17 protein-coding genes and 1 pseudogene are annotated in these 19,384 nt (G+C 60.9%); all 18 read right to left on the bottom strand.

Features of this window, described 5'->3' with window-relative positions; all coding sequences use genetic code 11:
* Positions 1-42: 42 nt before the first annotated feature.
* The 18 genes and pseudogenes from AB4N84_RS01270 to fliN all read right to left on the bottom strand — a co-directional run bounded on the left by AB4N84_RS01270 (position 43) and on the right by fliN (position 19,335).
* Entirely contained in the window at positions 43-990 is a 948-nt protein-coding gene (locus tag AB4N84_RS01270) for a CheW domain-containing protein (RefSeq protein WP_460044917.1), read from the bottom strand.
* Positions 991-1,104: 114 nt separating this feature from the next.
* Positions 1,105-1,893 carry a ParA family protein gene (locus tag AB4N84_RS01275; RefSeq protein ID WP_074759334.1) on the bottom strand — a complete coding sequence of 263 codons (789 nt, stop codon included), beginning with the start codon at positions 1,891-1,893 and terminating at the stop codon, positions 1,105-1,107.
* Positions 1,894-1,932: 39 nt separating this feature from the next.
* A complete protein-coding gene (motD, locus tag AB4N84_RS01280) occupies positions 1,933-2,814 on the bottom strand; it encodes a flagellar motor protein MotD (protein WP_460044918.1) in 882 nt (293 codons plus the stop codon).
* Positions 2,815-2,821: 7 nt separating this feature from the next.
* Positions 2,822-3,562: a flagellar motor protein gene (locus AB4N84_RS01285; RefSeq protein ID WP_074759336.1), complete on the bottom strand. Its 741-nt coding sequence runs from the start codon at positions 3,560-3,562 to the stop codon at positions 2,822-2,824.
* A complete protein-coding gene (locus AB4N84_RS01290; protein ID WP_460044920.1) occupies positions 3,562-4,722 on the bottom strand; it encodes a protein-glutamate methylesterase/protein-glutamine glutaminase in 1,161 nt (386 codons plus the stop codon). Before AB4N84_RS01290 ends, AB4N84_RS01285 begins: the two co-directional genes overlap by 1 nt.
* 198 nt (positions 4,723-4,920) lie before the next feature.
* Positions 4,921-7,215 carry a chemotaxis protein CheA gene (locus tag AB4N84_RS01295; protein WP_460044922.1) on the bottom strand — a complete coding sequence of 765 codons (2,295 nt, stop codon included), beginning with the start codon at positions 7,213-7,215 and terminating at the stop codon, positions 4,921-4,923.
* Between the two features lie 130 nt (positions 7,216-7,345).
* Positions 7,346-8,134, bottom strand: a complete 789-nt coding sequence (locus tag AB4N84_RS01300) for a protein phosphatase CheZ (protein WP_074759339.1) — start codon at positions 8,132-8,134, stop codon at positions 7,346-7,348.
* A 19-nt stretch (positions 8,135-8,153) separates the two neighbouring features.
* Positions 8,154-8,528: a chemotaxis response regulator CheY gene (locus tag AB4N84_RS01305; RefSeq protein ID WP_175500148.1), complete on the bottom strand. Its 375-nt coding sequence runs from the start codon at positions 8,526-8,528 to the stop codon at positions 8,154-8,156.
* A 267-nt stretch (positions 8,529-8,795) separates the two neighbouring features.
* Positions 8,796-9,536, bottom strand: coding sequence for an RNA polymerase sigma factor FliA (gene fliA / locus AB4N84_RS01310; protein ID WP_074759340.1), 741 nt, complete (start codon positions 9,534-9,536; stop codon positions 8,796-8,798).
* Positions 9,533-10,366 carry a flagellar synthesis regulator FleN gene (fleN, locus tag AB4N84_RS01315; RefSeq protein WP_062385964.1) on the bottom strand — a complete coding sequence of 278 codons (834 nt, stop codon included), beginning with the start codon at positions 10,364-10,366 and terminating at the stop codon, positions 9,533-9,535. Before fleN ends, fliA begins: the two co-directional genes overlap by 4 nt.
* A gap of 119 nt (positions 10,367-10,485) precedes the next feature.
* On the bottom strand, positions 10,486-11,844 hold the full coding sequence (gene flhF / locus AB4N84_RS01320) for a flagellar biosynthesis protein FlhF (protein ID WP_074759341.1): 1,359 nt from the start codon (positions 11,842-11,844) through the stop codon (positions 10,486-10,488).
* Between the two features lie 11 nt (positions 11,845-11,855).
* Positions 11,856-13,985, bottom strand: a complete 2,130-nt coding sequence (flhA, locus tag AB4N84_RS01325) for a flagellar biosynthesis protein FlhA (protein WP_460044924.1) — start codon at positions 13,983-13,985, stop codon at positions 11,856-11,858.
* A 1,319-nt stretch (positions 13,986-15,304) separates the two neighbouring features.
* Positions 15,305-16,444, bottom strand: a complete 1,140-nt coding sequence (flhB, locus tag AB4N84_RS01330; RefSeq protein WP_460044926.1) for a flagellar biosynthesis protein FlhB — start codon at positions 16,442-16,444, stop codon at positions 15,305-15,307.
* 1 nt (position 16,445) lies between these two features.
* Positions 16,446-17,231 carry a flagellar biosynthetic protein FliR gene (gene fliR / locus AB4N84_RS01335; RefSeq protein ID WP_460044928.1) on the bottom strand — a complete coding sequence of 262 codons (786 nt, stop codon included), beginning with the start codon at positions 17,229-17,231 and terminating at the stop codon, positions 16,446-16,448.
* Between the two features lie 7 nt (positions 17,232-17,238).
* Entirely contained in the window at positions 17,239-17,508 is a 270-nt protein-coding gene (gene fliQ / locus AB4N84_RS01340; RefSeq protein WP_346829880.1) for a flagellar biosynthesis protein FliQ, read from the bottom strand.
* A 25-nt stretch (positions 17,509-17,533) separates the two neighbouring features.
* Positions 17,534-18,277 carry a flagellar type III secretion system pore protein FliP gene (fliP, locus tag AB4N84_RS01345; protein ID WP_460044929.1) on the bottom strand — a complete coding sequence of 248 codons (744 nt, stop codon included), beginning with the start codon at positions 18,275-18,277 and terminating at the stop codon, positions 17,534-17,536.
* Between the two features lie 86 nt (positions 18,278-18,363).
* A pseudogene (gene fliO, locus AB4N84_RS01350) lies at positions 18,364-18,798 on the bottom strand (flagellar biosynthetic protein FliO); the annotation flags it as partial.
* 72 nt (positions 18,799-18,870) lie between these two features.
* On the bottom strand, positions 18,871-19,335 hold the full coding sequence (fliN, locus tag AB4N84_RS01355; protein WP_074758798.1) for a flagellar motor switch protein FliN: 465 nt from the start codon (positions 19,333-19,335) through the stop codon (positions 18,871-18,873).
* Positions 19,336-19,384 lie beyond the last annotated feature (49 nt).

Genomic DNA, 19,384 nt, shown 5'->3' on the forward strand with positions numbered 1-19,384 from the left:
GGCCGACGCGTTCAGCACCGGCCTGTGTTTATTTGATGGTGTTTATTTACGCGCCTGCATCTGCTTGACCGCACCGCTGGCAATCAGCTCGGCCAATTCGGAAACGTCAAGCAACGCACACATGTGTTCGATCACGGTCCCGGCGAGCCACGGACGTTGACCGCGATGGGTGCGCCATTTGATTTCTTTCGGGTCCAGGCGCAGCGAACGGCTGACCTGATGCACCGCCAGTCCCCACTCGTAGCCCTGAACCGAGATGACGTACTGCAAACCCTGACGGAAGTCATCGCGGTAGCGGTCCGGCATGATCCAGCGCGCGGTGTCCAGCACTTTCAGGTTGCCGGCCTGACTCGGCAGGATGCCGAGGAACCAGTCCGGTTGCCCGAACAGCGGCGTCAGGTCATGCCCAGCCAAGGGATAGATCGAACCGAGACACACCAGCGGCACCGCCAGGGTCAGCCCGGCGACATCGAACAGCAGGCATTCGAACGGCTCGTCTGCCCAGGCCGGACGCTCATCGGACGTCGGCGGCGGCGTTGGCGTGCGTTGCGCCGGCAAGTGCACCTCGGCCACGGGCTCGACCAGCGCCACTGTCGGTTCCGCAGCAGCCGGTTCGACGACGGCAGGAGCGACAACGGGCGGCGCGATCACCGGCGGCAAAATAACCGGCGCTTTCAATAATGTGGTCGTCACGGGTTCAGCAAGCGGTCTGGCCACCGGTGCTGTCTCGCGAGCCGGCTCAGGCCTGGCCTCAGGCGTAAACGCCAGCGACACCGGCGCAGGTCGGCCGACCGGCACGGCCGCCGCAACGGCTTCGGCAACGGCCGAGCGCATGCGTGCATCATGGGCCTGCTCTTCGAGCACGGCCGCTTGAAACTCATCAATGCTTTCGACGACTTCCAGTTCTTCGGTGGCGTCCTGAAGCAACGCGTCGAGGTAGTTCTGCAGCGCCAGTTGCGGTCGTGATGCGATGTCCAGAGGGCGGTTCATACGGGAGCCCGAAAATAAGTGATGCGATTACCGCCTATACCCGATATCGGCTGAACAACAGGCCGACTTGAGCGCGCAGGCGCATTGCCCGGGATAAAACGATCAGCGGACATGTCAGGCCACCTGTCCCACAAGCTGTTCGGTGAGCATGTGCTTGAGCAGCGCCCGATACGCCAGCACACCCCGGCTCTTGCTGTCGAACTGCGACGGCGTGACGCCCGCACGGCTGGCATCGCGCAAGCGCGTGTCCACCGGAATAAAGGCGTTCCACACATGTTCTGGGAAGCTGTCGCGCAGCAACTTCAAGGTGCCCATCGACGCCTGCGTGCGGCGGTCGAACAGCGTCGGCACGATGGTGTACGGCAGCGGAACCTTGCGCGAACGGTTGATCATCGCCAGCGTGTTGACCATGCGCTCCAGGCCCTTGACCGCCAGGAACTCGGTCTGCACCGGAATCGCCAGTTGCTGGCTGGCCGCCAGCGCGTTGACCATCAACACGCCCAGCAACGGCGGGCTGTCGATGATGGCGTAATCGAAATCCTGCCACAGTTGCGCAAGGCTCCTGGCAATCACCAGGCCCAGCCCGCTCTGACCCGGCGACTGGCGCTCAAGGGTGGCGAGCGCGGTGCTGGAAGGCAGCAGGGAAATACGTTTGTCACTGGTGGGCAACAACAGCTGACCGGGCAAGCCATCGGGCACGGCGCCTTTATTCAGGAACAGGTCGAAACAACTGTGTTCCAGCGCGTCAGGGTTGTGGCCGAAATAACTGGTCATCGAGCCGTGAGGGTCCAGGTCGACCACGACCACGCGTTTGCCCGCCTCGGCCAGCAACCCGGCTAAAGCGATTGAGGTGGTGGTCTTGCCGACCCCGCCTTTCTGATTGGCTACTGCCCAGACTCTCATGTGTTCGTTTTCCCCCCGGACCCAAACGGTGACCGAGAATTAAGGGGCAGATGACGAAGATTTGACGCCTTGCGACGGCTTGGCTGGGACAGGTGCAGTTTGTGTGCCAGCACGGCGCAGTGCAGCATCCGGTTTCGCATTGGCCGCGGTGCCAGAGCCTGTCAGGCTGCGGCGCACGTCCAGGTTACGAGAAATCACCAGCACCACACGGCGGTTGCGCGCACGGCCATCAGCGGTGGCGTTGGACGTCAGCGGCTGGAACTCACCGTAACCGACCGACGCCAGGCGCGCCGGATTGATCCCGTCCATGGCCAGCATGCGCACGATGCTCGACGAACGTGCCGAGGACAATTCCCAGTTGCTCGGGAACTGAGCCGTATTGATCGGCTGGTCATCGGTGAAGCCTTCGACGTGAATCGGGTTGTCGAACGGCTTGATGATTTTCGCCACTTTGTCGATCAGGTCGAACGCCAGGTTGCTGGGCATGGCATCGCCGCTGCCGAACAGCAGGCTGGAGTTGAGTTCGATCTCGATCCACAGTTCGTTGCCGCGCACGGTCATCTGCTTGGAGGCGATGAGATCGCCGAACGCGGCATTCACGTCATCGGCGATGGATTTGAGCGGGTCCTGCGCGCCCTGCCCCAAGGCGGCATCGGTCTGCTCGCTGTCTTGAACCAGGGGGTCGGCAGGCCGGACGGTCTGCGGTTTCTGCTCGCCGATCGGGATCGGCTTCACGCTGCGCTCGGCTTCGTTGAACACGCCGACCAGCGCCTCGGACAGCACCTTGTACTTGCCTTCGTTGAGCGAAGAAATGGAGTACATGACCACGAAGAACGCGAACAGCAGCGTGATGAAGTCCGCGTAGGACACCAGCCAGCGTTCGTGGTTTTCGTGCTCTTCGTGGCGACGTCGACGGGCCATCAGTCCATCACTCCATGAAGCCTTGCAGCTTCAATTCGATCGAACGCGGGTTCTCGCCTTCGGCAATCGACAGCAAGCCTTCGAGGAGCATTTCACGGTAACGCGACTGACGAATGGCCACGGCCTTGAGCTTGTTGGCCACCGGCAGCAGGATCAGGTTCGCCGAGGCCACGCCATAGATGGTCGCCACGAAAGCCACCGCAATGCCGCTGCCCAACTGGTTCGGATCGGCGAGGTTGCCCATGACGTGGATCAGGCCCATGACCGCACCGATGATGCCCACGGTCGGCGCGTAGCCGCCCATGCTTTCAAACACTTTGGCCGCCTGAATGTCGCGGCTTTCCTGGGTCATGAAGTCCACTTCCAGGATGCTGCGAATGGCTTCCGGCTCGGCACCGTCGACCAGCAATTGCAGGCCTTTGCGCGAGTACGCATCGGGCTCGCCATCGGCCACGGACTCAAGGCCCAACAGGCCTTCCTTGCGCGCAGTCAGGCTCCAGGACACGACACGGTCGATGCCGCCTGCCAGGTCGATGCGCGGCGGAAACAGAATCCAGACGAAGATCTGAATCGCGCGTTTGAACGCGCTCATCGGCGTCTGCAACAGGCAGGCCGCAAGGGTGCCGCCCAGCACGATCAGCGCGGCAGGCCCGTTGAGCAAGGCGCCCAGGTGACCGCCTTCCAGGAAGTTGCCGCCGATGATGGCGACGAACGCCAGAATGATCCCGATAAGTGTCAAAACATCCATTACAGACACGCCTCGACCAGATGACGCCCGATATCGTCCAGGCTGTAAACGGCGTCCGCCAAATCGGCTTTGACGATGGCCATCGGCATGCCGTAAATCACGCAGCTGGATTCGTCCTGCGCCCAGATATGACTGCCGCCCTGCTTGAGCAGACGTGCGCCTTCACGACCGTCCGCGCCCATGCCGGTCAGTACGACCGCGAGCACTTTGTCGCCGTAGGATTTGGCCGCCGACCCAAAGGTGATATCGACGCACGGCTTGTAGTTGAGCCGCTCATCCCCCGGGAGGATCTTCACCGCGCCACGGCCGTCGACCATCATCTGCTTGCCGCCAGGGGCCAGCAGCGCGAGGCCCGGACGCAGAATGTCGCCGTCTTCGGCTTCCTTGACGCTGATGCGGCACAGCTTGTCGAGGCGCTCGGCGAAGGCCTTGGTGAACGCCGCAGGCATGTGTTGAATCAGCACGATCGGAGCCGGAAAATTGGCGGGCAGCTGAGTCAGCACGCGCTGCAGCGCAACCGGGCCACCCGTCGAGGTGCCGATGGCGACCAGCTTGTAGGCCTTGCGCTTGGGCGCCGGCGAGTGGTGCGTGGCAGGCGCCGACGCATGATGAGCGGGCGCAGCGTGACTGGACGTCCCGGCCAGAGGACGAGCCGGTGCAGTACGCGCCGTCCCTGCCGTCGGGGCCTGGCTGCGCAACGCGCCCGGGGCCGGGGCAGCAGGCGCGGCAACGGCTGCCGCACCAAAACCGGTGGAGCGACGGTTGCTGCGAGAAATGCTGTGCACCTTCTCGCACAGCATCTGCTTGACCTTGTCGGGATTACGGGAGATGTCTTCGAAGTTCTTCGGCAGGAAATCCACCGCACCCGCATCCAGCGCGTCCAGGGTGACGCGGGCGCCTTCGTGCGTCAGCGAGGAGAACATCAGAACCGGCGTCGGACAGCGCTGCATGATGTGGCGAACGGCAGTAATGCCGTCCATCATCGGCATTTCGTAGTCCATGGTGATCACATCGGGCTTGAGGGCCAGGGCCTGCTCGATCGCTTCCTTGCCGTTGGTGGCGGTGCCGACCACTTGAATCGTTGTGTCAGAGGAAAGAATTTCCGAGACTCGCCGGCGAAAAAAGCCGGAGTCGTCTACCACCAGAACCTTGACTGCCATAAACACTCCATTGGACAAAACCGGCCAGTTGCACAGCCCGCTTCGTCAACATCTGCCCCACCGGAATTACCACGGTGGATAAAAAACCTGTGGGAGCGAATTCATTCGCGACTGGCCAGCTCAAACGACACAGCCACGTCGCCTGAGACATCTTTCGCGAATGAATTCGCTCCCACACAGTTCATCGCATCGCCGAGTTCAAATACGCCGTGCGGCGTAACGCTTGAGCATGCTCGGTACGTCGAGGATCAGGGCGATGCGGCCGTCACCGGTGATGGTGGCGCCCGACATGCCTGGCGTACCTTGCAACATCTTGCCCAGCGGTTTGATGACCACTTCTTCCTGCCCCACGAGCTGATCGACGACGAAGCCGATGCGCTGAGTGCCGACCGAGAGAATCACCACGTGGCCTTCGCGTTGTTCTTCATGCGCGGCCGAACTCACCAGCCAGCGCTTGAGGTAGAACAGCGGCAGTGCCTTGTCGCGCACGATCACCACTTCCTGGCCATCGACGACGTTGGTGGTCGACAGGTCGAGGTGGAAGATCTCGTTGACGTTGACCAGCGGGAAGGCGAACGCCTGGTTGCCCAGCATCACCATCAGGGTTGGCATGATCGCCAGCGTCAACGGCACTTTGATGACGATCTTCGAACCCTGGCCCTTGGTCGAGTAGATGTTGATCGAGCCGTTGAGCTGGGCAATCTTGGTTTTCACCACGTCCATGCCCACGCCACGGCCCGACACATCGGAAATCTCGGTCTTGGTCGAGAAGCCCGGCGCGAAGATCAGGTTGTAGCAGTCGGTGTCGCTCAGACGGTCCGCCGCATCCTTGTCCATGACCCCACGCTTGACCGCGATTGCGCGCAGTACCGCAGGGTCCATGCCTTTGCCGTCATCGGAAATCGACAGCAGGATGTGGTCGCCTTCCTGTTCCGCCGAGAGCACCACGCGACCGCCCCGGGCCTTGCCCGATGCTTCACGTTCTTCCGGCGATTCGATGCCGTGGTCCACCGCGTTGCGCACCAAGTGCACCAACGGGTCGGCCAGCGCCTCGACCAGGTTCTTGTCCAGGTCGGTTTCTTCACCCACCAGTTCAAGGTTGATTTCTTTCTTCAACTGACGCGCCAGATCGCGAACCAGTCGCGGGAAGCGACCGAACACTTTCTTGATCGGCTGCATGCGGGTTTTCATCACCGCGGTCTGCAGGTCAGCGGTGACCACGTCCAGGTTGGACACGGCCTTGGACATGGCTTCGTCGGAACTGTTGGCGCCCAAGCGCACCAGGCGGTTACGCACCAGCACCAGTTCGCCGACCATGTTCATGATTTCGTCCAGCCGTGCGGTGTCGACGCGCACGGTGGTTTCGGCTTCGGTCGGTGCTTTTTCGGCGACCGGCGCCGGTGCACGTGCTGCCGCAGGTGCAGCTGCAGGCGCCGGAGCAGCCTTGGCAGGTGCAGCAGAAGCAGCAGCCGCCTTGGCTGGCTCGGCCTTCGGTGGTTCCGCTTTAGCAGGCTCGGCTTTCTTGGCTGGCGCAGTCGCGGTGGCCGCAGACGCCGCTACCGCAGGCTCGAACTTGCCCTTGCCGTGCAGTTGATCCAGCAGGTCTTCAAATTCGTTGTCCGTGATTTCATCCGACGCAGCGGCCTTGGCGTCGGTCGCAGCAGCAGGCGCCACTGGAGCAGCAGCAGGAGCAGGAGCAGTACTGGCGTCGGCCGAAAACGAGCCCTTGCCATGCAACTGGTCCAGCAACGCCTCGAATTCGTCATCGGTGATTTCGTCGCTGGCAGGTGGCGCAGCGGGTGCGGCAGCCGCCGCAGGAGCCACGGCGTCGGCCGCAAACTGGCCTTTACCGTGCAACTGATCGAGCAGTGATTCGAATTCAGCATCGGTGATTTCGTCGCTGGCCGCGTCCGCCGCTGGAGCAGGCGTCGATACCGCAGCGGCAGGCGCTGCCGCCGACACCGTAGCACCGGCTGCTTGGGCCTTGACCGCGTTCAGCGAATCCAGCAGTTGTTCGAATTCCTGATCGGTGATGTCGTCGGACGGCGCTTCGGCAACCGCTTCGACCTCAGGAGCAGGTGCGGCCGCGGCTTCGTCAGCCGACGCAGGTTCTGCCAGACGCGACAGCGCGGCAAGCAACTCAGGCGTGGCCGGTGTGATGTCCGACCGTTCGCGGACCTGACCGAACATGCTGTTAACGGTGTCCAGTGCTTCGAGTACGACGTCCATGAGCTCCGCGTCGACCCGGCGCTCACCTTTGCGCAGGATGTCGAACACGTTTTCGGCGATGTGACAGCATTCAACCAGCTCGTTGAGCTGGAGGAAGCCGGCGCCCCCTTTTACAGTGTGAAAACCGCGAAAAATTGCATTGAGCAGGTCCGCATCGTCAGGTCGGCTTTCCAGCTCGACCAACTGCTCAGACAGCTGCTCCAGAATCTCGCCGGCCTCTACCAGAAAATCCTGAAGGATTTCTTCATCGGCGCCGAAGCTCATTGGGGGTGCTCCTAAAATTAACCGTCAAACCGATCCAGAGGCTGCATCGAGGGGCGGCGCGCATTACCTTCGTCGAAGCATTCGCGCGCAGCACCACAACCACTTTCACATAGAACCTGGGATCTAGAAGTTAGAAGCCAAGGCTGGATAGCAGATCGTCTACATCATCCTGACCGGATACGACGTCTTCACGTTTATCGGCATGAATCTGCGGACCTTCACCCTTGGAATGAAGTTTTTCTTCTTCTTTTTGCTTACGGAACACTTCCTGATCGTGCTCGATCCCGGCAAAGCGGTCGACCTGGCTGGCCATCAGCACCAGCTTGAGCAAATTGCTCTCCACTTCCGTCACCAACTGCGTGACGCGCTTGATCACCTGACCGGTCAGGTCCTGATAATCCTGAGCCAGCAGAATGTCGTTCAAGTGGCTGGCGACCTCGTGGGTTTCCTTCTCGCTGCGCGTCAGAAAACCATCGACGCGGCGGGCCAGGTCACGAAACTCTTCAGCGCCGATCTCGCGACGCATGAAACGCCCCCAGTCGGCACTCAACGCCTTCGCGTCGGCACTGAGGCCGTTCATCAAAGGCGTGCTTTGCTCCACCAGATCCATGGTGCGGTTGGCCGCACCTTCCGTGAGCCTGACGACATACGAGAGGCGCTCGGTGGCATCGGTGATCTGGGACACTTCTTCGGCTTGCGGCATGTGCGGGTCAATCTGGAAATTGACGATCGCACTGTGCAGTTCACGCGTGAGCTTGCCAACTTCCTGATACAGGCCGCGATCCCGGGTCTGATTAAGCTCATGGATAAGTTGCACGGCGTCGCCGAACTTGCCTTTTTCAAGGCTGGCGACGAGTTCCTGTGCGTGTTTCTTCAGGGTCGACTCGAAGTCACCCATTGTCGAATCTTTGGAATCCATAGCGCCCTCGCAGCGGACATCAGCTATTGACGCGCTCGAATATCTTCTCGATCTTTTCTTTGAGCACTTGTGCAGTGAATGGCTTCACCACGTAGCCGTTCACGCCGGCCTGAGCAGCCTCGATGATCTGCTCGCGCTTGGCTTCGGCAGTCACCATCAACACCGGCAGATGGCGCAGGCGTTCATCGGCACGCACCTGACGCAGCAAGTCGATGCCGGACATGCCAGGCATGTTCCAGTCAGTCACCAGGAAGTCAAAAGCCCCGCTCTGCAGCATCGGCAATGCGGTGGTACCGTCATCTGCTTCGGCCGTGTTGGTGAACCCAAGGTCACGCAACAGGTTTTTTATGATCCGCCGCATCGTTGAGAAGTCATCAACGATGAGGATTTTCATGTTCTTGTCCAATTCGACCTCCAAGCAGTCTTTAACGCGTCCAGCACCTGGACGCGCGTTCAATCAATACCGGCACAACCCAATGACCAGTCTGCGAAAACAATTAAGGGGGTTTGCGAATCGACAACGGACGAGCACAGCGGAACCGGACTCTGAAAGACCTGATCCGACCGGCTCCTGCCTTGTCTCCCTTCTCACCCACACAACGGTTATTGCACAGCCGGCCTTACATGCATCACGCAGACACCACGGCCTGCGTTCGATGAGTCAACGCGCGCGCCACTCGCCCAACCGACCCCGCAACCGCGCAGCGCACTGACTGTGCAGCTGACTGACGCGCGACTCGCTGACCCCCAGGACCTCACCGATTTCCTTGAGGTTCAGCTCTTCGTCGTAGTACAGCGCCAGCACCAGGCGTTCACGCTCGGGCAGGTTGGCAATGGCGTCCGCCAATGCGCTCTGGAAACGCTCGTCTTCCAGATCGCGCGACGGTTCGAGCGACTGGCTCGCGCCGTCCTCGTGCAGCCCTTCATGCTCGCCGTCCTGCAACAGGTCGTCGAAGCTGAACAGGCGACTGCCCAAGGTGTCGTTCAAAATCCCGTAGTAATCGTCGAGACTCAATTGAAGTTCGGCAGCAACCTCGTGATCTTTAGCGTCACGGCCGGTTTTTGCTTCAATTGCACGAATTGCGTCGCTGACCATGCGCGTATTGCGGTGAACCGAGCGCGGTGCCCAGTCACCCTTGCGCACTTCATCGAGCATCGCGCCGCGGATACGGATACCCGCGTAGGTCTCGAAACTCGCACCCTTGGTGGAGTCGTACTTGGTCGATACCTCAAGCAGACCGATCATGCCCGCCTGGATCAGGTCTTCGACCTGCACACTCGCCGGCAGACGCGCCAGCAGGTGGTAAGCGATGCGCTTGACCAGAGGGGCATAACGCTCGATCAGCTCATACTGGGAATCTTTGGAAGATTTGCTGTACATGCGATACCCGCTCGGTGTCATGACACTGGCCCTGCGCTGGTCTGATGAACCAGACGTTCAACGAAAAATTCAAGGTGGCCACGCGGGTTCGCCGGCAGTGGCCAGGTATCGACCTTCTGCGCGATGGCCTTGAACGCCAGCGCGCATTTGGAACGTGGAAACGCCTCGTAAACCGCGCGTTGCTTCTGCACAGCCTTGCGCACGCACTCGTCGTAAGGCACGGCGCCCACATACTGCAGCGCCACGTCGAGGAAGCGGTCGGTCACCTTGGTCAGCTTGGCGAACAGGTTGCGCCCTTCCTGCGGGCTCTGAGCCATGTTGGCCAGCACGCGGAAGCGGTTCATGCCGTAGTCGCGGTTAAGCAGCTTGATCAGCGCGTAGGCGTCAGTGATCGAGGTCGGCTCGTCGCAGACCACCAGCAGGACTTCCTGCGCGGCGCGCACGAAGCTGACCACAGATTCGCCAATCCCGGCAGCGGTGTCGATCACCAGCACATCCAGGTTGTCGCCGATATCGCTGAACGCCTGAATCAGGCCTGCGTGTTGCGCGGGCGTCAGGTGAACCATGCTCTGGGTGCCCGACGCCGCCGGCACGATGCGCACGCCGCCGGGGCCCTGCAACAGGACATCGCGCAGCTCGCAGCGCCCTTCGATGACATCGGCAAGGGTGCGTTTCGGGGTCAATCCCAACAATACGTCGACATTGGCCAGACCCAGATCGGCGTCCAGCAACATGACGCGACGTCCCAGCTCGGCCAGGGCCAGCGAGAGGTTCACTGACACGTTGGTCTTGCCTACGCCACCTTTGCCACCGGTCACCGCGATAACCTGAACGGGATGCATGCTGCCCATGTTAATTTTTTACCTTGTCTTGCTTAGACCTAAGCCACATTTCGGGCTGCACGTTCACTGTGTGAACAATGCTTGGCAGACCATCGATGCAGGTATTTTCCAATGTCATTTTCCTTACCCTAGCCCGCGCGCTTGCCGGTGCTGTGATAAAGATCCGCAAACATATCCGCCATCGCTTCCTCGCTAGGCTCCTCCTGCATCTGCACGCTGACAGCCCTGCTCACGAGCTGGTGCCGACGTGGGAGATGCAGATCATCCGGTATCCGTGGACCATCCGTCAGGTAGGCCACGGGCAACTCGTGAGTCACCGCCAGGCTCAGCACTTCGCCGAGACTTGCGGTTTCGTCCAGCTTGGTCAGGATGCACCCGGCCAGGCCGCAACGTTTGTAACTGTGATAGGCCGCTGTCAGCACCTGCTTCTGGCTGGTTGTCGCCAGCACCAGGTAGTTACGCGCCTTGATGCCACGACCTGCCAGACTTTCGAGTTGCAGACGCAGGGCCGGATCGCTCGCCTGCAGGCCGGCAGTGTCGATCAACACCACACGCTTGCGCAGCAACGGTTCCAGTGCCTGAGCCAGGGACTGCCCCGGATCGACGTGAGTCACCGGCACATTGAGAATACGTCCCAGCGTCTTGAGTTGTTCCTGAGCACCGATCCTGAAGCTGTCCATGCTCACCAGCGCGATGTTTTGCGCGCCGTATTTCAACACATATCGCGCGGCAAGTTTTGCCAGCGTGGTGGTCTTGCCCATACCGGCAGGCCCGACCATGGCGATGACACCGCCCTCTTCCAGCGGCTCGACGTCAGGCGTCGCAATCATGCGCGCCAGATGCGCCAGCAACATGCGCCAGGTGTGGGCCTGATCGCCGCCGTCCGGCACCATCGCCAGCAGGTCGCGAGACAGCGGACCGGACAGGCCGATGCGCTGCAAACGACGCCACAGGTTCGCCTGCTGCGGACGGCTGCCTTGCAACTGATTCCAGGCCAGCGAACCCAGCTGCACTTCCAGCAGTTCGCGCAACCCGTTCAATTCCGAACGCATCGAGTCGTACGCATGCCGGCTCACAGCAGGCTCGGCAGCCGATTGACGCTCTGCGCGTTCGGCACGATCCGCCGCGATGGCTGCATGGATCGACGGGCGAAACGGTTCATCCAGCGTCGGTTCGATCTGCTTGCTGTCGTCCATCGAAACACCGGCGAACAACTGACGGTTGGCGACCGTGTCCAGCTCGCTGCGATGGGTCAGCTCAGCCTGAGCCGTGACGATGCGCGACTGAGTCTTGCGCAGCTCGTCTTCGAGCTCGATGTTCGGCACACGCGGCGCCAGCGCGGACAGTTTGTAGTCCAGCGCGGCTGTCAGTTCCACGCCGCCGGCAATGCGCCGGTTGCCGATGATGGCGGCTTCAGCGCCCAGCTCATCACGAACCAGTTTCATGGCTTGTCGCATATCGGCGGCGAAAAAACGCTTAACTTGCATGACTCACTACCTCAGCCGTTCGGCCCGACAGTCGCTACGATGGTGACTTGCTTATTGTCAGGAATTTCCTGGTAAGCCAAAACATGCATATTCGGTACTGCCAGGCGTCCAAAGCGAGACAACATGGCGCGAACCGGACCTGCAACCAACAAAATAACCGGCTGACCCTGCATCTCCTGACGCTGCGCCGCTTCGATCAACGAGCGCTGAAGTTTCTCAGCCATGCTCGGTTCGAGCAGAACGCCTTCTTCCTGACCCTGACCCGCCTTCTGCAGACTATTGAGCAATATCTGTTCCAACCTTGGCTCAAGCGTGATAACAGGCAGCTCCGGCTCAATGCCGACAATGCTTTGGACGATTGCGCGGGACAAACCGACGCGCACGGCCGCCACCAATGCGGCGGTATCTTGACTCCGCGCAGCATTGTTGGCGATGGCTTCGGCAATACTGCGAATATCGCGCACCGGGACCTGCTCGGCCAGCAGCGCCTGCAACACCTTGAGCAGCGCGGAAAGCGACAGCACGCCAGGCACCAGCTCCTCGGCCAGCTTTGGCGAGCTCTTGGCCAGCAACGTCATCAATTGCTGGACTTCCTCATGACCAATCAACTCATGAGAGTGTTTGTAGAGGATCTGGTTCAAGTGGGTTGCCACTACAGTGCTGGCATCCACCACGGTGTAGCCCAGCGACTGCGCCTGAGCGCGCTGACTGATTTCAATCCACACCGCTTCCAGCCCAAACGCCGGGTCTTTGGCATTGATGCCGTTCAGGCTGCCAAACACCTGGCCCGGGTTGATCGCGAGCTCACGGTCCGGATAAATCTCGGCTTCAGCCAGCGTCACGCCCATCAGGGTCAAGCGATAGGCACTCGGTGCCAGATCGAGGTTGTCGCGAATGTGAACGGTCGGCATCAGGAAGCCCAGCTCTTGCGAGAGCTTCTTGCGCACGCCCTTGATCCGCGCCAGCAACTGACCACCCTGGTTACGGTCCACCAAGGGAATCAGGCGATAGCCCACTTCCAGGCCGATCATGTCGATCGGGGTCACGTCATCCCAGCCCAGCTCTTTGGACTCCTGCGCACGGCTCGGCGCTGGCAGCAATTCCTGCTGACGCTTGACCTCTTGAATCGCCGCCAGCTTGACCATGTTCTGCTTTTTCCACAGCAGGTACGCACCGCCCGCCGCCACCAGCCCCAGGCTGATGAACGAAAAGTGCGGCATGCCCGGCACCAGGCCCATCACGATCATGATGCCTGCGGAAACGGCCAGCGCCTTGTGCGAGGCGAACATCTGGCGACCGACCAGCTTGCCCATTTCTTCCGAGCCGGATGCACGGGTCACCATGATCGCGGCGGCGGTGGACAGCAGCAGCGATGGCAATTGCGCCACCAAACCGTCACCAATGGTCAGCAAGGCATACACCTTGCCCGCGTCGGCGAAGGTCATGTTGTGCTGGATGATGCCCACCAGCATGCCGCCGATGAGGTTGATGAACAGAATCAGCAGGCCAGCGATCGCGTCACCGCGCACGAACTTGCTGGCACCGTCCATGGAGCCGTAGAACTCGGCCTCCTGGGCGACCTCCAGACGGCGACGCTTGGCTTCGGGTTGATCGATCAGACCGGCGTTGAGGTCAGCGTCGATTGCCATTTGTTTGCCAGGCATCGCATCGAGGGTGAAACGCGCGCTCACCTCGGAGATACGACCGGCACCCTTGGTCACCACGACGAAGTTGATGATCATCAGGATCGAGAAAACCACGATACCGACGACATAGTTACCGCCGATTACCACTTCACCGAATGCCTGAATCACCTTACCGGCAGCGGCGTGACCGTCCTGACCGTGGAGCATCACGACGCGGGTGGACGCGACGTTGAGCGCCAGGCGCAACAGCGTCGCGATCAGCAGGATGGTCGGGAAGACCGAGAAGTCCAATGGACGCAGGGCGTACACGCAGACCAGCAGTACGACGATCGACAGCGCGATGTTGAACGTGAAGAACACGTCCAGCAGGAACGGCGGCATCGGCAACATCATCATTGCCAGCATGACCAGCAACAGCAACGGAACACCCAACTGGCCACGGCCCAGACCGACCAGTCCAATGCGAGCGTTAGAGATTAACTGAGAGCGATCCACCGATTCTGTACCTGCGCGCTAAATCAAACTTTTGACGCCAGAGGCGTTGTAACGCAGGTATTGCAAAAACCTGTCCAACTCTTGGAATGGGTTGAAAATAGCAAGGTGCCAGTATGGGGTTTGTGGGGTGGTTGGCATTTTGTGCCTGCCCGAAAGGGCTCAGCCTAACGGCCGATGTTTCGCCTTCGGCGAGTTACTTGATAACCCCAAGTAACCAAGGGTCTGAACTGGTTGGGCCCGACTTCGTCGGTTGCTCACTTCGACGACGCTCCGTGGGCCCGCGCCGAACGGACATCCATGTCCTGACGGCGCTCTCGCGGCATCCATGCCGCTCGGCACACTGCGCGACGCCTGCGTTCAGCCTGCACCCAAGTCGCGTTTTGTGGCGCCTGAACGTTCTCGGTATGAAGATCAAAAGCAAAAGCATGAGCACCGGCAGAAATATCAGGCTGACGCAGTCCCTGTAGGAGCGCGCTTGCCCGCGATCTACCGCGCAGCGGTAGCAAAATCAGGCGACTCGGTTGTCCCTGATACACCGCACGCACCGGATGTGCTGCCGGTTCCCGGCAGATCGCGGGCAAGCGCGCTCCTACAGTTTGGGATGGCGTCAGGATCGTTCCCACGCTCTGCGTGGGAATGCGTGCCAAGACGCTCCGCGTCCACATTGACGCAGAGCGTCGGTCGCTGCGTTACCACGCGGAGCGTGGGAACGATCACAAACGCTCTTCGCTTCTTGATTCGATCATCAAACGTCCGAACGCACCCCAAATTGTAGGAGCGACCGGGGTGGCGCTCCACCTTGCCCGCGATCTGCCGCGCAGCGGCAGTAAAATCAGGCGACCCGGTTGTATCTGATAAACCGCATGCACCGGATTTGCTGCCGGTTCCCGGCAGATCGCGGGCAAGGTGGAACGCCACCCCGGTCGCTCCTACGCCTTCGGCAGAATCAAAGGCGGGAGGCGATCCTCTCACTTGCTCTGGTTTTGATCCTGCTCTTCATGCGCGAGAGTCCAAACACCACAAAACGCGACTTGGGTGCAGGCCAAACGCAGACGACGCGCAGTGGGTCGAGCGGCATGGATGCCGCGAGAGCGCCGTCAGGACATGGATGTCCGTTCGGCGCGGGCCCACGGAGCGTCGTCGGAGTGCGGGTACCCGACGAAGTCGGGCCCAACCGGGAGCCTGAAACCCTTGGTTACTTGCGGTTATCAAGTAACTCGCCGAAGGCGAAACAGTTCGGCCGTTAGGACGAAGCGCCGTTGACCTTGACCTTGACCTTGACCTTGACCTTGACCTTGACCTCAAGCCTCAAGCGCCCGTTACGAATCCCGCCTCAAATCCGGCGGAATCGGCAAGTCTTCCCGCAGAGGATCAGGCCGCTTGCCACGCCCCTGCCGGAACTGCCGGATCTGGTACACATACGCCAACACCTGAGCCACCGCCAGGTACAACCCCGCCGGAATCTCCTGCTCAAGCTCAGTGCTGTAATAAATCGAACGCGCCAGCGCAGGCGACTCCAGCAATAGGATCTGATGCTGCGCGGCGATCTCGCGAATCTTCAGCGCCATGAAATCACTGCCCTTGGCCAGCAACACCGGCGCCCCGCCCTTGTCCTGATCGTACTTGAGCGCCACCGCGTAGTGGGTCGGGTTGGTGATGACCACATCGGCCTCGGGAATCGCCGACATCATCCGCCGCTGCGACATCTCGCGCTGCAACTGACGAATCCGCTGCTTGACCTCCGGGCGCCCTTCGTTGTCCTTGTGCTCGTCACGCACTTCCTGCTTGGTCATCAACAGCTTGTTGTGCGCCTCCCACAACTGCACCGGCACGTCCACGGCGGCGATGATCACCAGCCCGAACGCCATCCACAACGTGCTCCAACCCACCAGTTGCAGGCTGTGCACGATCGCCATTTCCATGGGTTCGTGGGCGATGGACACCAGGTCGGCCTTGTCCTTGGACAGCACCACCAGCGCCACAATGAGCACGATAAAAAACTTGGCCAACGACTTGAGAAGCTCGATCAATGCCTTTGGCGACACCATGCGCTTAAGGCCCGCCGCCGGGTTCATCCGGCTGAATTTGGGCGCCAGGGAGCCTGCCGCGAAGAGCCAGCCACCGAGCGAGATCGGACCAACCAACGCCGCGATGGTCAACGCCACCAGAATCGGCTGAACCGCCAACAACGCCGCCTTGCCGGACGTCATGAGCATCAGGCCCATGCTGCGCTCGTCCATCAGCGCTTCACGGGTGATGGTGAAGTTGTCGCGCATCAGCTGCATCATCATTTCCGCCATCGACCCGCCGAACGCCAGCAAACCGGCGGCCCCGACGATCATGATGATGACCGTATTGAGCTCTTTGGAGCGGGCGATCTCGCCCTTCTCCCTGGCCTCACGTTTTCGCTTGTCCGTGGGGTCTTCTGTTTTGTCCTGACCGCTCTCGCTTTCAGCCATGTCAGCGCGCCCTGATGATTTCCTTGAGCAACTGCAAGGCGTCGACCGCCAGCGGTTGGTACTGATTGAGAATGTCGCCGAGAGTGATCCACAGGATCCCCATGCCCAGCACCAGCGTCAGCGGGAAACCGATGGAGAAGATGTTCAACTGCGGGGCTGCGCGGGTCATCACGCCCATGGCGACGTTGACCACCAGCAATGCGGTGATCGCCGGCAAAACCAGAATCAACCCCGCGCCCAGCACCCAGCCCAGACGCAGCACCAACTCCCAGAAATTGGCGACCACCAGGCCCTCGCCCACCGGCAGCGTGGTGAAGCTTTCAATGAGCACTTCGAAGACCACCAGGTGACCGTTCATCGACAGGAACAACAGCGTCACCAACATGGTGAAGAACTGCCCGATCACCGCCACCGAAACGCCGTTGACCGGGTCGACCATGGACGCGAAGCCCATGCCCATCTGCACGGCAATGATCTGCCCGGCGATGACAAAGGCCTGAAAGAACATTTGCAGCGACAACCCCAGCGCCGTGCCAATGATGATCTGCTCAGCGATCAGCAACAGCGCGCTGAGGTCCAGAGCGTGCACCGCCGGCATGGGCGGCAGGCTGGGCGCGACCACCACCGTGATCGCCAGGGCAAGATAAAGACGCACGCGGGTCGGGACCAGCGTCGTACCGAAGATCGGCATGGTCATCAGCACCGCCGCGATGCGAAACAGCGGCAACATAAAGGCCGCCACCCACGTGCTGATCTGCGTGTCGGTCAGCGCCAGCACAGGTTCCATTCGACAATCAGCCGATGACTTGAGGAATGCTGGTGTACAGCGAAATGATGTATTCCATGAAGGTCCGCACCAGCCATGGACCCACAACGATCAGGGTCACGAGCATGACCAGCAGACGCGGCAGGAAGCTCAAGGTCTGTTCGTTAATCTGGGTGGCCGCCTGAAACATCGACACGATCAGGCCGACGATCAGGCTCGGCACCACAAGGATCGCCACCATCGTGGTGGTCAACCACAACGCTTCGCGAAACAGGTCAATGGCCACTTCTGGGGTCATGCTGCGCACTCCTCGTCAAACAGACTCATACGCCACCAAAACTGCCGGCCAGCGTACCGATGATCAGCGCCCAGCCATCCACCAGCACGAACAGCATGATCTTGAACGGCAGCGAAATGATCAGCGGCGACAGCATCATCATACCCATGGCCATCAGCACGCTGGCGACCACCAGGTCGATGATCAGAAACGGGATGAAAATCATGAAACCGATCTGAAACGCGGTCTTCAATTCCGACGTCACAAAGGCCGGAACGAGGATCGTCAGCGGCGCGGCATCAGGCGTCGGGATGTCGGTTCGCTTGGACAGGCGCATGAACAGGTCCAGGTCGCTGGAGCGGGTCTGCGCCAGCATGAAGTCCTTGATCGGCACTTCGGCCTTGGCCACCGCATCCTGCGCGCTGAGTTTTTCAGCCAGGTAGGGCTGTAAGGCGTCGTTGTTCACCCGGTCGAACACCGGCGCCATGATAAACAGCGTCAGAAACAGCGCCATGCCGGTGAGAATCTGGTTCGACGGCGTCTGCTGCAAGCCCAGGGCCTGACGCAGAATCGAGAACACGATGATGATCCGCGTGAAGCTGGTCATGAGCATCACGAACGCCGGAATGAAACTCAGCGCGGTCATGATCAGCAGGATTTGCAGGCTGACCGAATACTCCTGCTGACCATTGGCACCGGTGCCCAGCGTGATCGCCGGGATCGACAAAGGGTCGGCGGCAAACGCCAATGGCGCTGCCAGCAGCAACAGCAGCGTCAAAACAATGCGCATCAGTTCTTATCCTTCTGACCCGGGTTGCCGGAACCGTCTGCGCCTGGACGCGTTTTGTCGGCGCGCGGCGCGGCAATGCCTTTGTTGCCCAATGCTTCCATCAGGCGTCGGGCGAACTCTGGCGTGGCGTTCTGCGTTTCGGGCACTGCAACCGGTTCATTCATCACGTGCAGCGCCGTGATGCTCCCCGGCGAAACACCGAGCAACACTTGCTCATTGCCGACCTGAACCAGCACCAGCCGGTCACGCGGACCGAGTGCACGCGAGCCCACCAGCTCGATCACCTGATTGCCCGCAGGGCCGGCGCGCTGCACGCGACGCATCAGCCAGGCCAGGACGAAAATCAGACCGACCACCAACAACAGGCCAAGCACCAGTTGCAGCAACTGGCTGCCCACTCCGCTGCTCAGCGCGCTCGACACGGGCGGCACGGACACTGGCGCAGCGGCAGGCGCCGTTGCCGCGACCGCAGCCGGTGCAGCAGGCGCACTTGCAGCGGGGGCGGCGGAATCAGCCGCCATGACGGCCCATGACAGCGCCAGCAACGACAGGCCTGACAGCGCCCTGAGCCCCTTCACAAGAAAACCGCCCACTTAACGCAGCTTCTTGATGCGTTCGCTCGGGCTGATCACGTCGGTCAGGCGAATGCCGAACTTCTCGTTCACCACCACCACCTCACCGTGGGCGATCAACGTGCCGTTGACCAAGACATCCAGCGGCTCACCCGCCAGACGATCCAGCTCGATCACCGAGCCCTGGTTGAGTTGCAGCAGGTTGCGGATGTTGATGTCGGTGCTGCCCACTTCCATGGAAATCGACACCGGGATGTCGAGGATCACGTCCAGGTTCGGACCGTCCAGCGTCACCGGCGCATTGTTCTTCGGCATGCTGCCGAACTCTTCCATCGCCAGACGGTTGGTGGAGGCGTTGCCGGCGTCGGCGGCCAGCAGCGCGTCGATATCAGCCTGACCACCCTCACCCGCTTCACCCAGGGCGGCAGCCCACTCGTCGGCCAGTGCCTGGTCGTCTGTGGAGTTCATTTCGTTTTCATCAGCCATGGTTGTCCTCGGCGAGCAATATTCGTTGACACAGCAATTCGTTTAAACA

The organism is Pseudomonas sp. S2_H01 (genome assembly GCF_054668305.1).

Coding starts and splice junctions, on each gene's coding strand:
- AB4N84_RS01270 (WP_460044917.1), bottom strand. CDS start 990: ATGAACCGCCCTCTGGACATCGCATCACGACCGCAACTGGCGCTGCAG.
- AB4N84_RS01275 (WP_074759334.1), bottom strand. CDS start 1,893: ATGAGAGTCTGGGCAGTAGCCAATCAGAAAGGCGGGGTCGGCAAGACC.
- motD (WP_460044918.1), bottom strand. CDS start 2,814: ATGGCCCGTCGACGTCGCCACGAAGAGCACGAAAACCACGAACGCTGG.
- AB4N84_RS01285 (WP_074759336.1), bottom strand. CDS start 3,562: ATGGATGTTTTGACACTTATCGGGATCATTCTGGCGTTCGTCGCCATC.
- AB4N84_RS01290 (WP_460044920.1), bottom strand. CDS start 4,722: ATGGCAGTCAAGGTTCTGGTGGTAGACGACTCCGGCTTTTTTCGCCGG.
- AB4N84_RS01295 (WP_460044922.1), bottom strand. CDS start 7,215: ATGAGCTTCGGCGCCGATGAAGAAATCCTTCAGGATTTTCTGGTAGAG.
- AB4N84_RS01300 (WP_074759339.1), bottom strand. CDS start 8,134: ATGGATTCCAAAGATTCGACAATGGGTGACTTCGAGTCGACCCTGAAG.
- AB4N84_RS01305 (WP_175500148.1), bottom strand. CDS start 8,528: ATGAAAATCCTCATCGTTGATGACTTCTCAACGATGCGGCGGATCATA.
- fliA (WP_074759340.1), bottom strand. CDS start 9,536: ATGACACCGAGCGGGTATCGCATGTACAGCAAATCTTCCAAAGATTCC.
- fleN (WP_062385964.1), bottom strand. CDS start 10,366: ATGGGCAGCATGCATCCCGTTCAGGTTATCGCGGTGACCGGTGGCAAA.
- flhF (WP_074759341.1), bottom strand. CDS start 11,844: ATGCAAGTTAAGCGTTTTTTCGCCGCCGATATGCGACAAGCCATGAAA.
- flhB (WP_460044926.1), bottom strand. CDS start 16,444: ATGGCTGAAAGCGAGAGCGGTCAGGACAAAACAGAAGACCCCACGGAC.
- fliR (WP_460044928.1), bottom strand. CDS start 17,231: ATGGAACCTGTGCTGGCGCTGACCGACACGCAGATCAGCACGTGGGTG.
- fliQ (WP_346829880.1), bottom strand. CDS start 17,508: ATGACCCCAGAAGTGGCCATTGACCTGTTTCGCGAAGCGTTGTGGTTG.
- fliP (WP_460044929.1), bottom strand. CDS start 18,277: ATGCGCATTGTTTTGACGCTGCTGTTGCTGCTGGCAGCGCCATTGGCG.
- fliN (WP_074758798.1), bottom strand. CDS start 19,335: ATGGCTGATGAAAACGAAATGAACTCCACAGACGACCAGGCACTGGCC.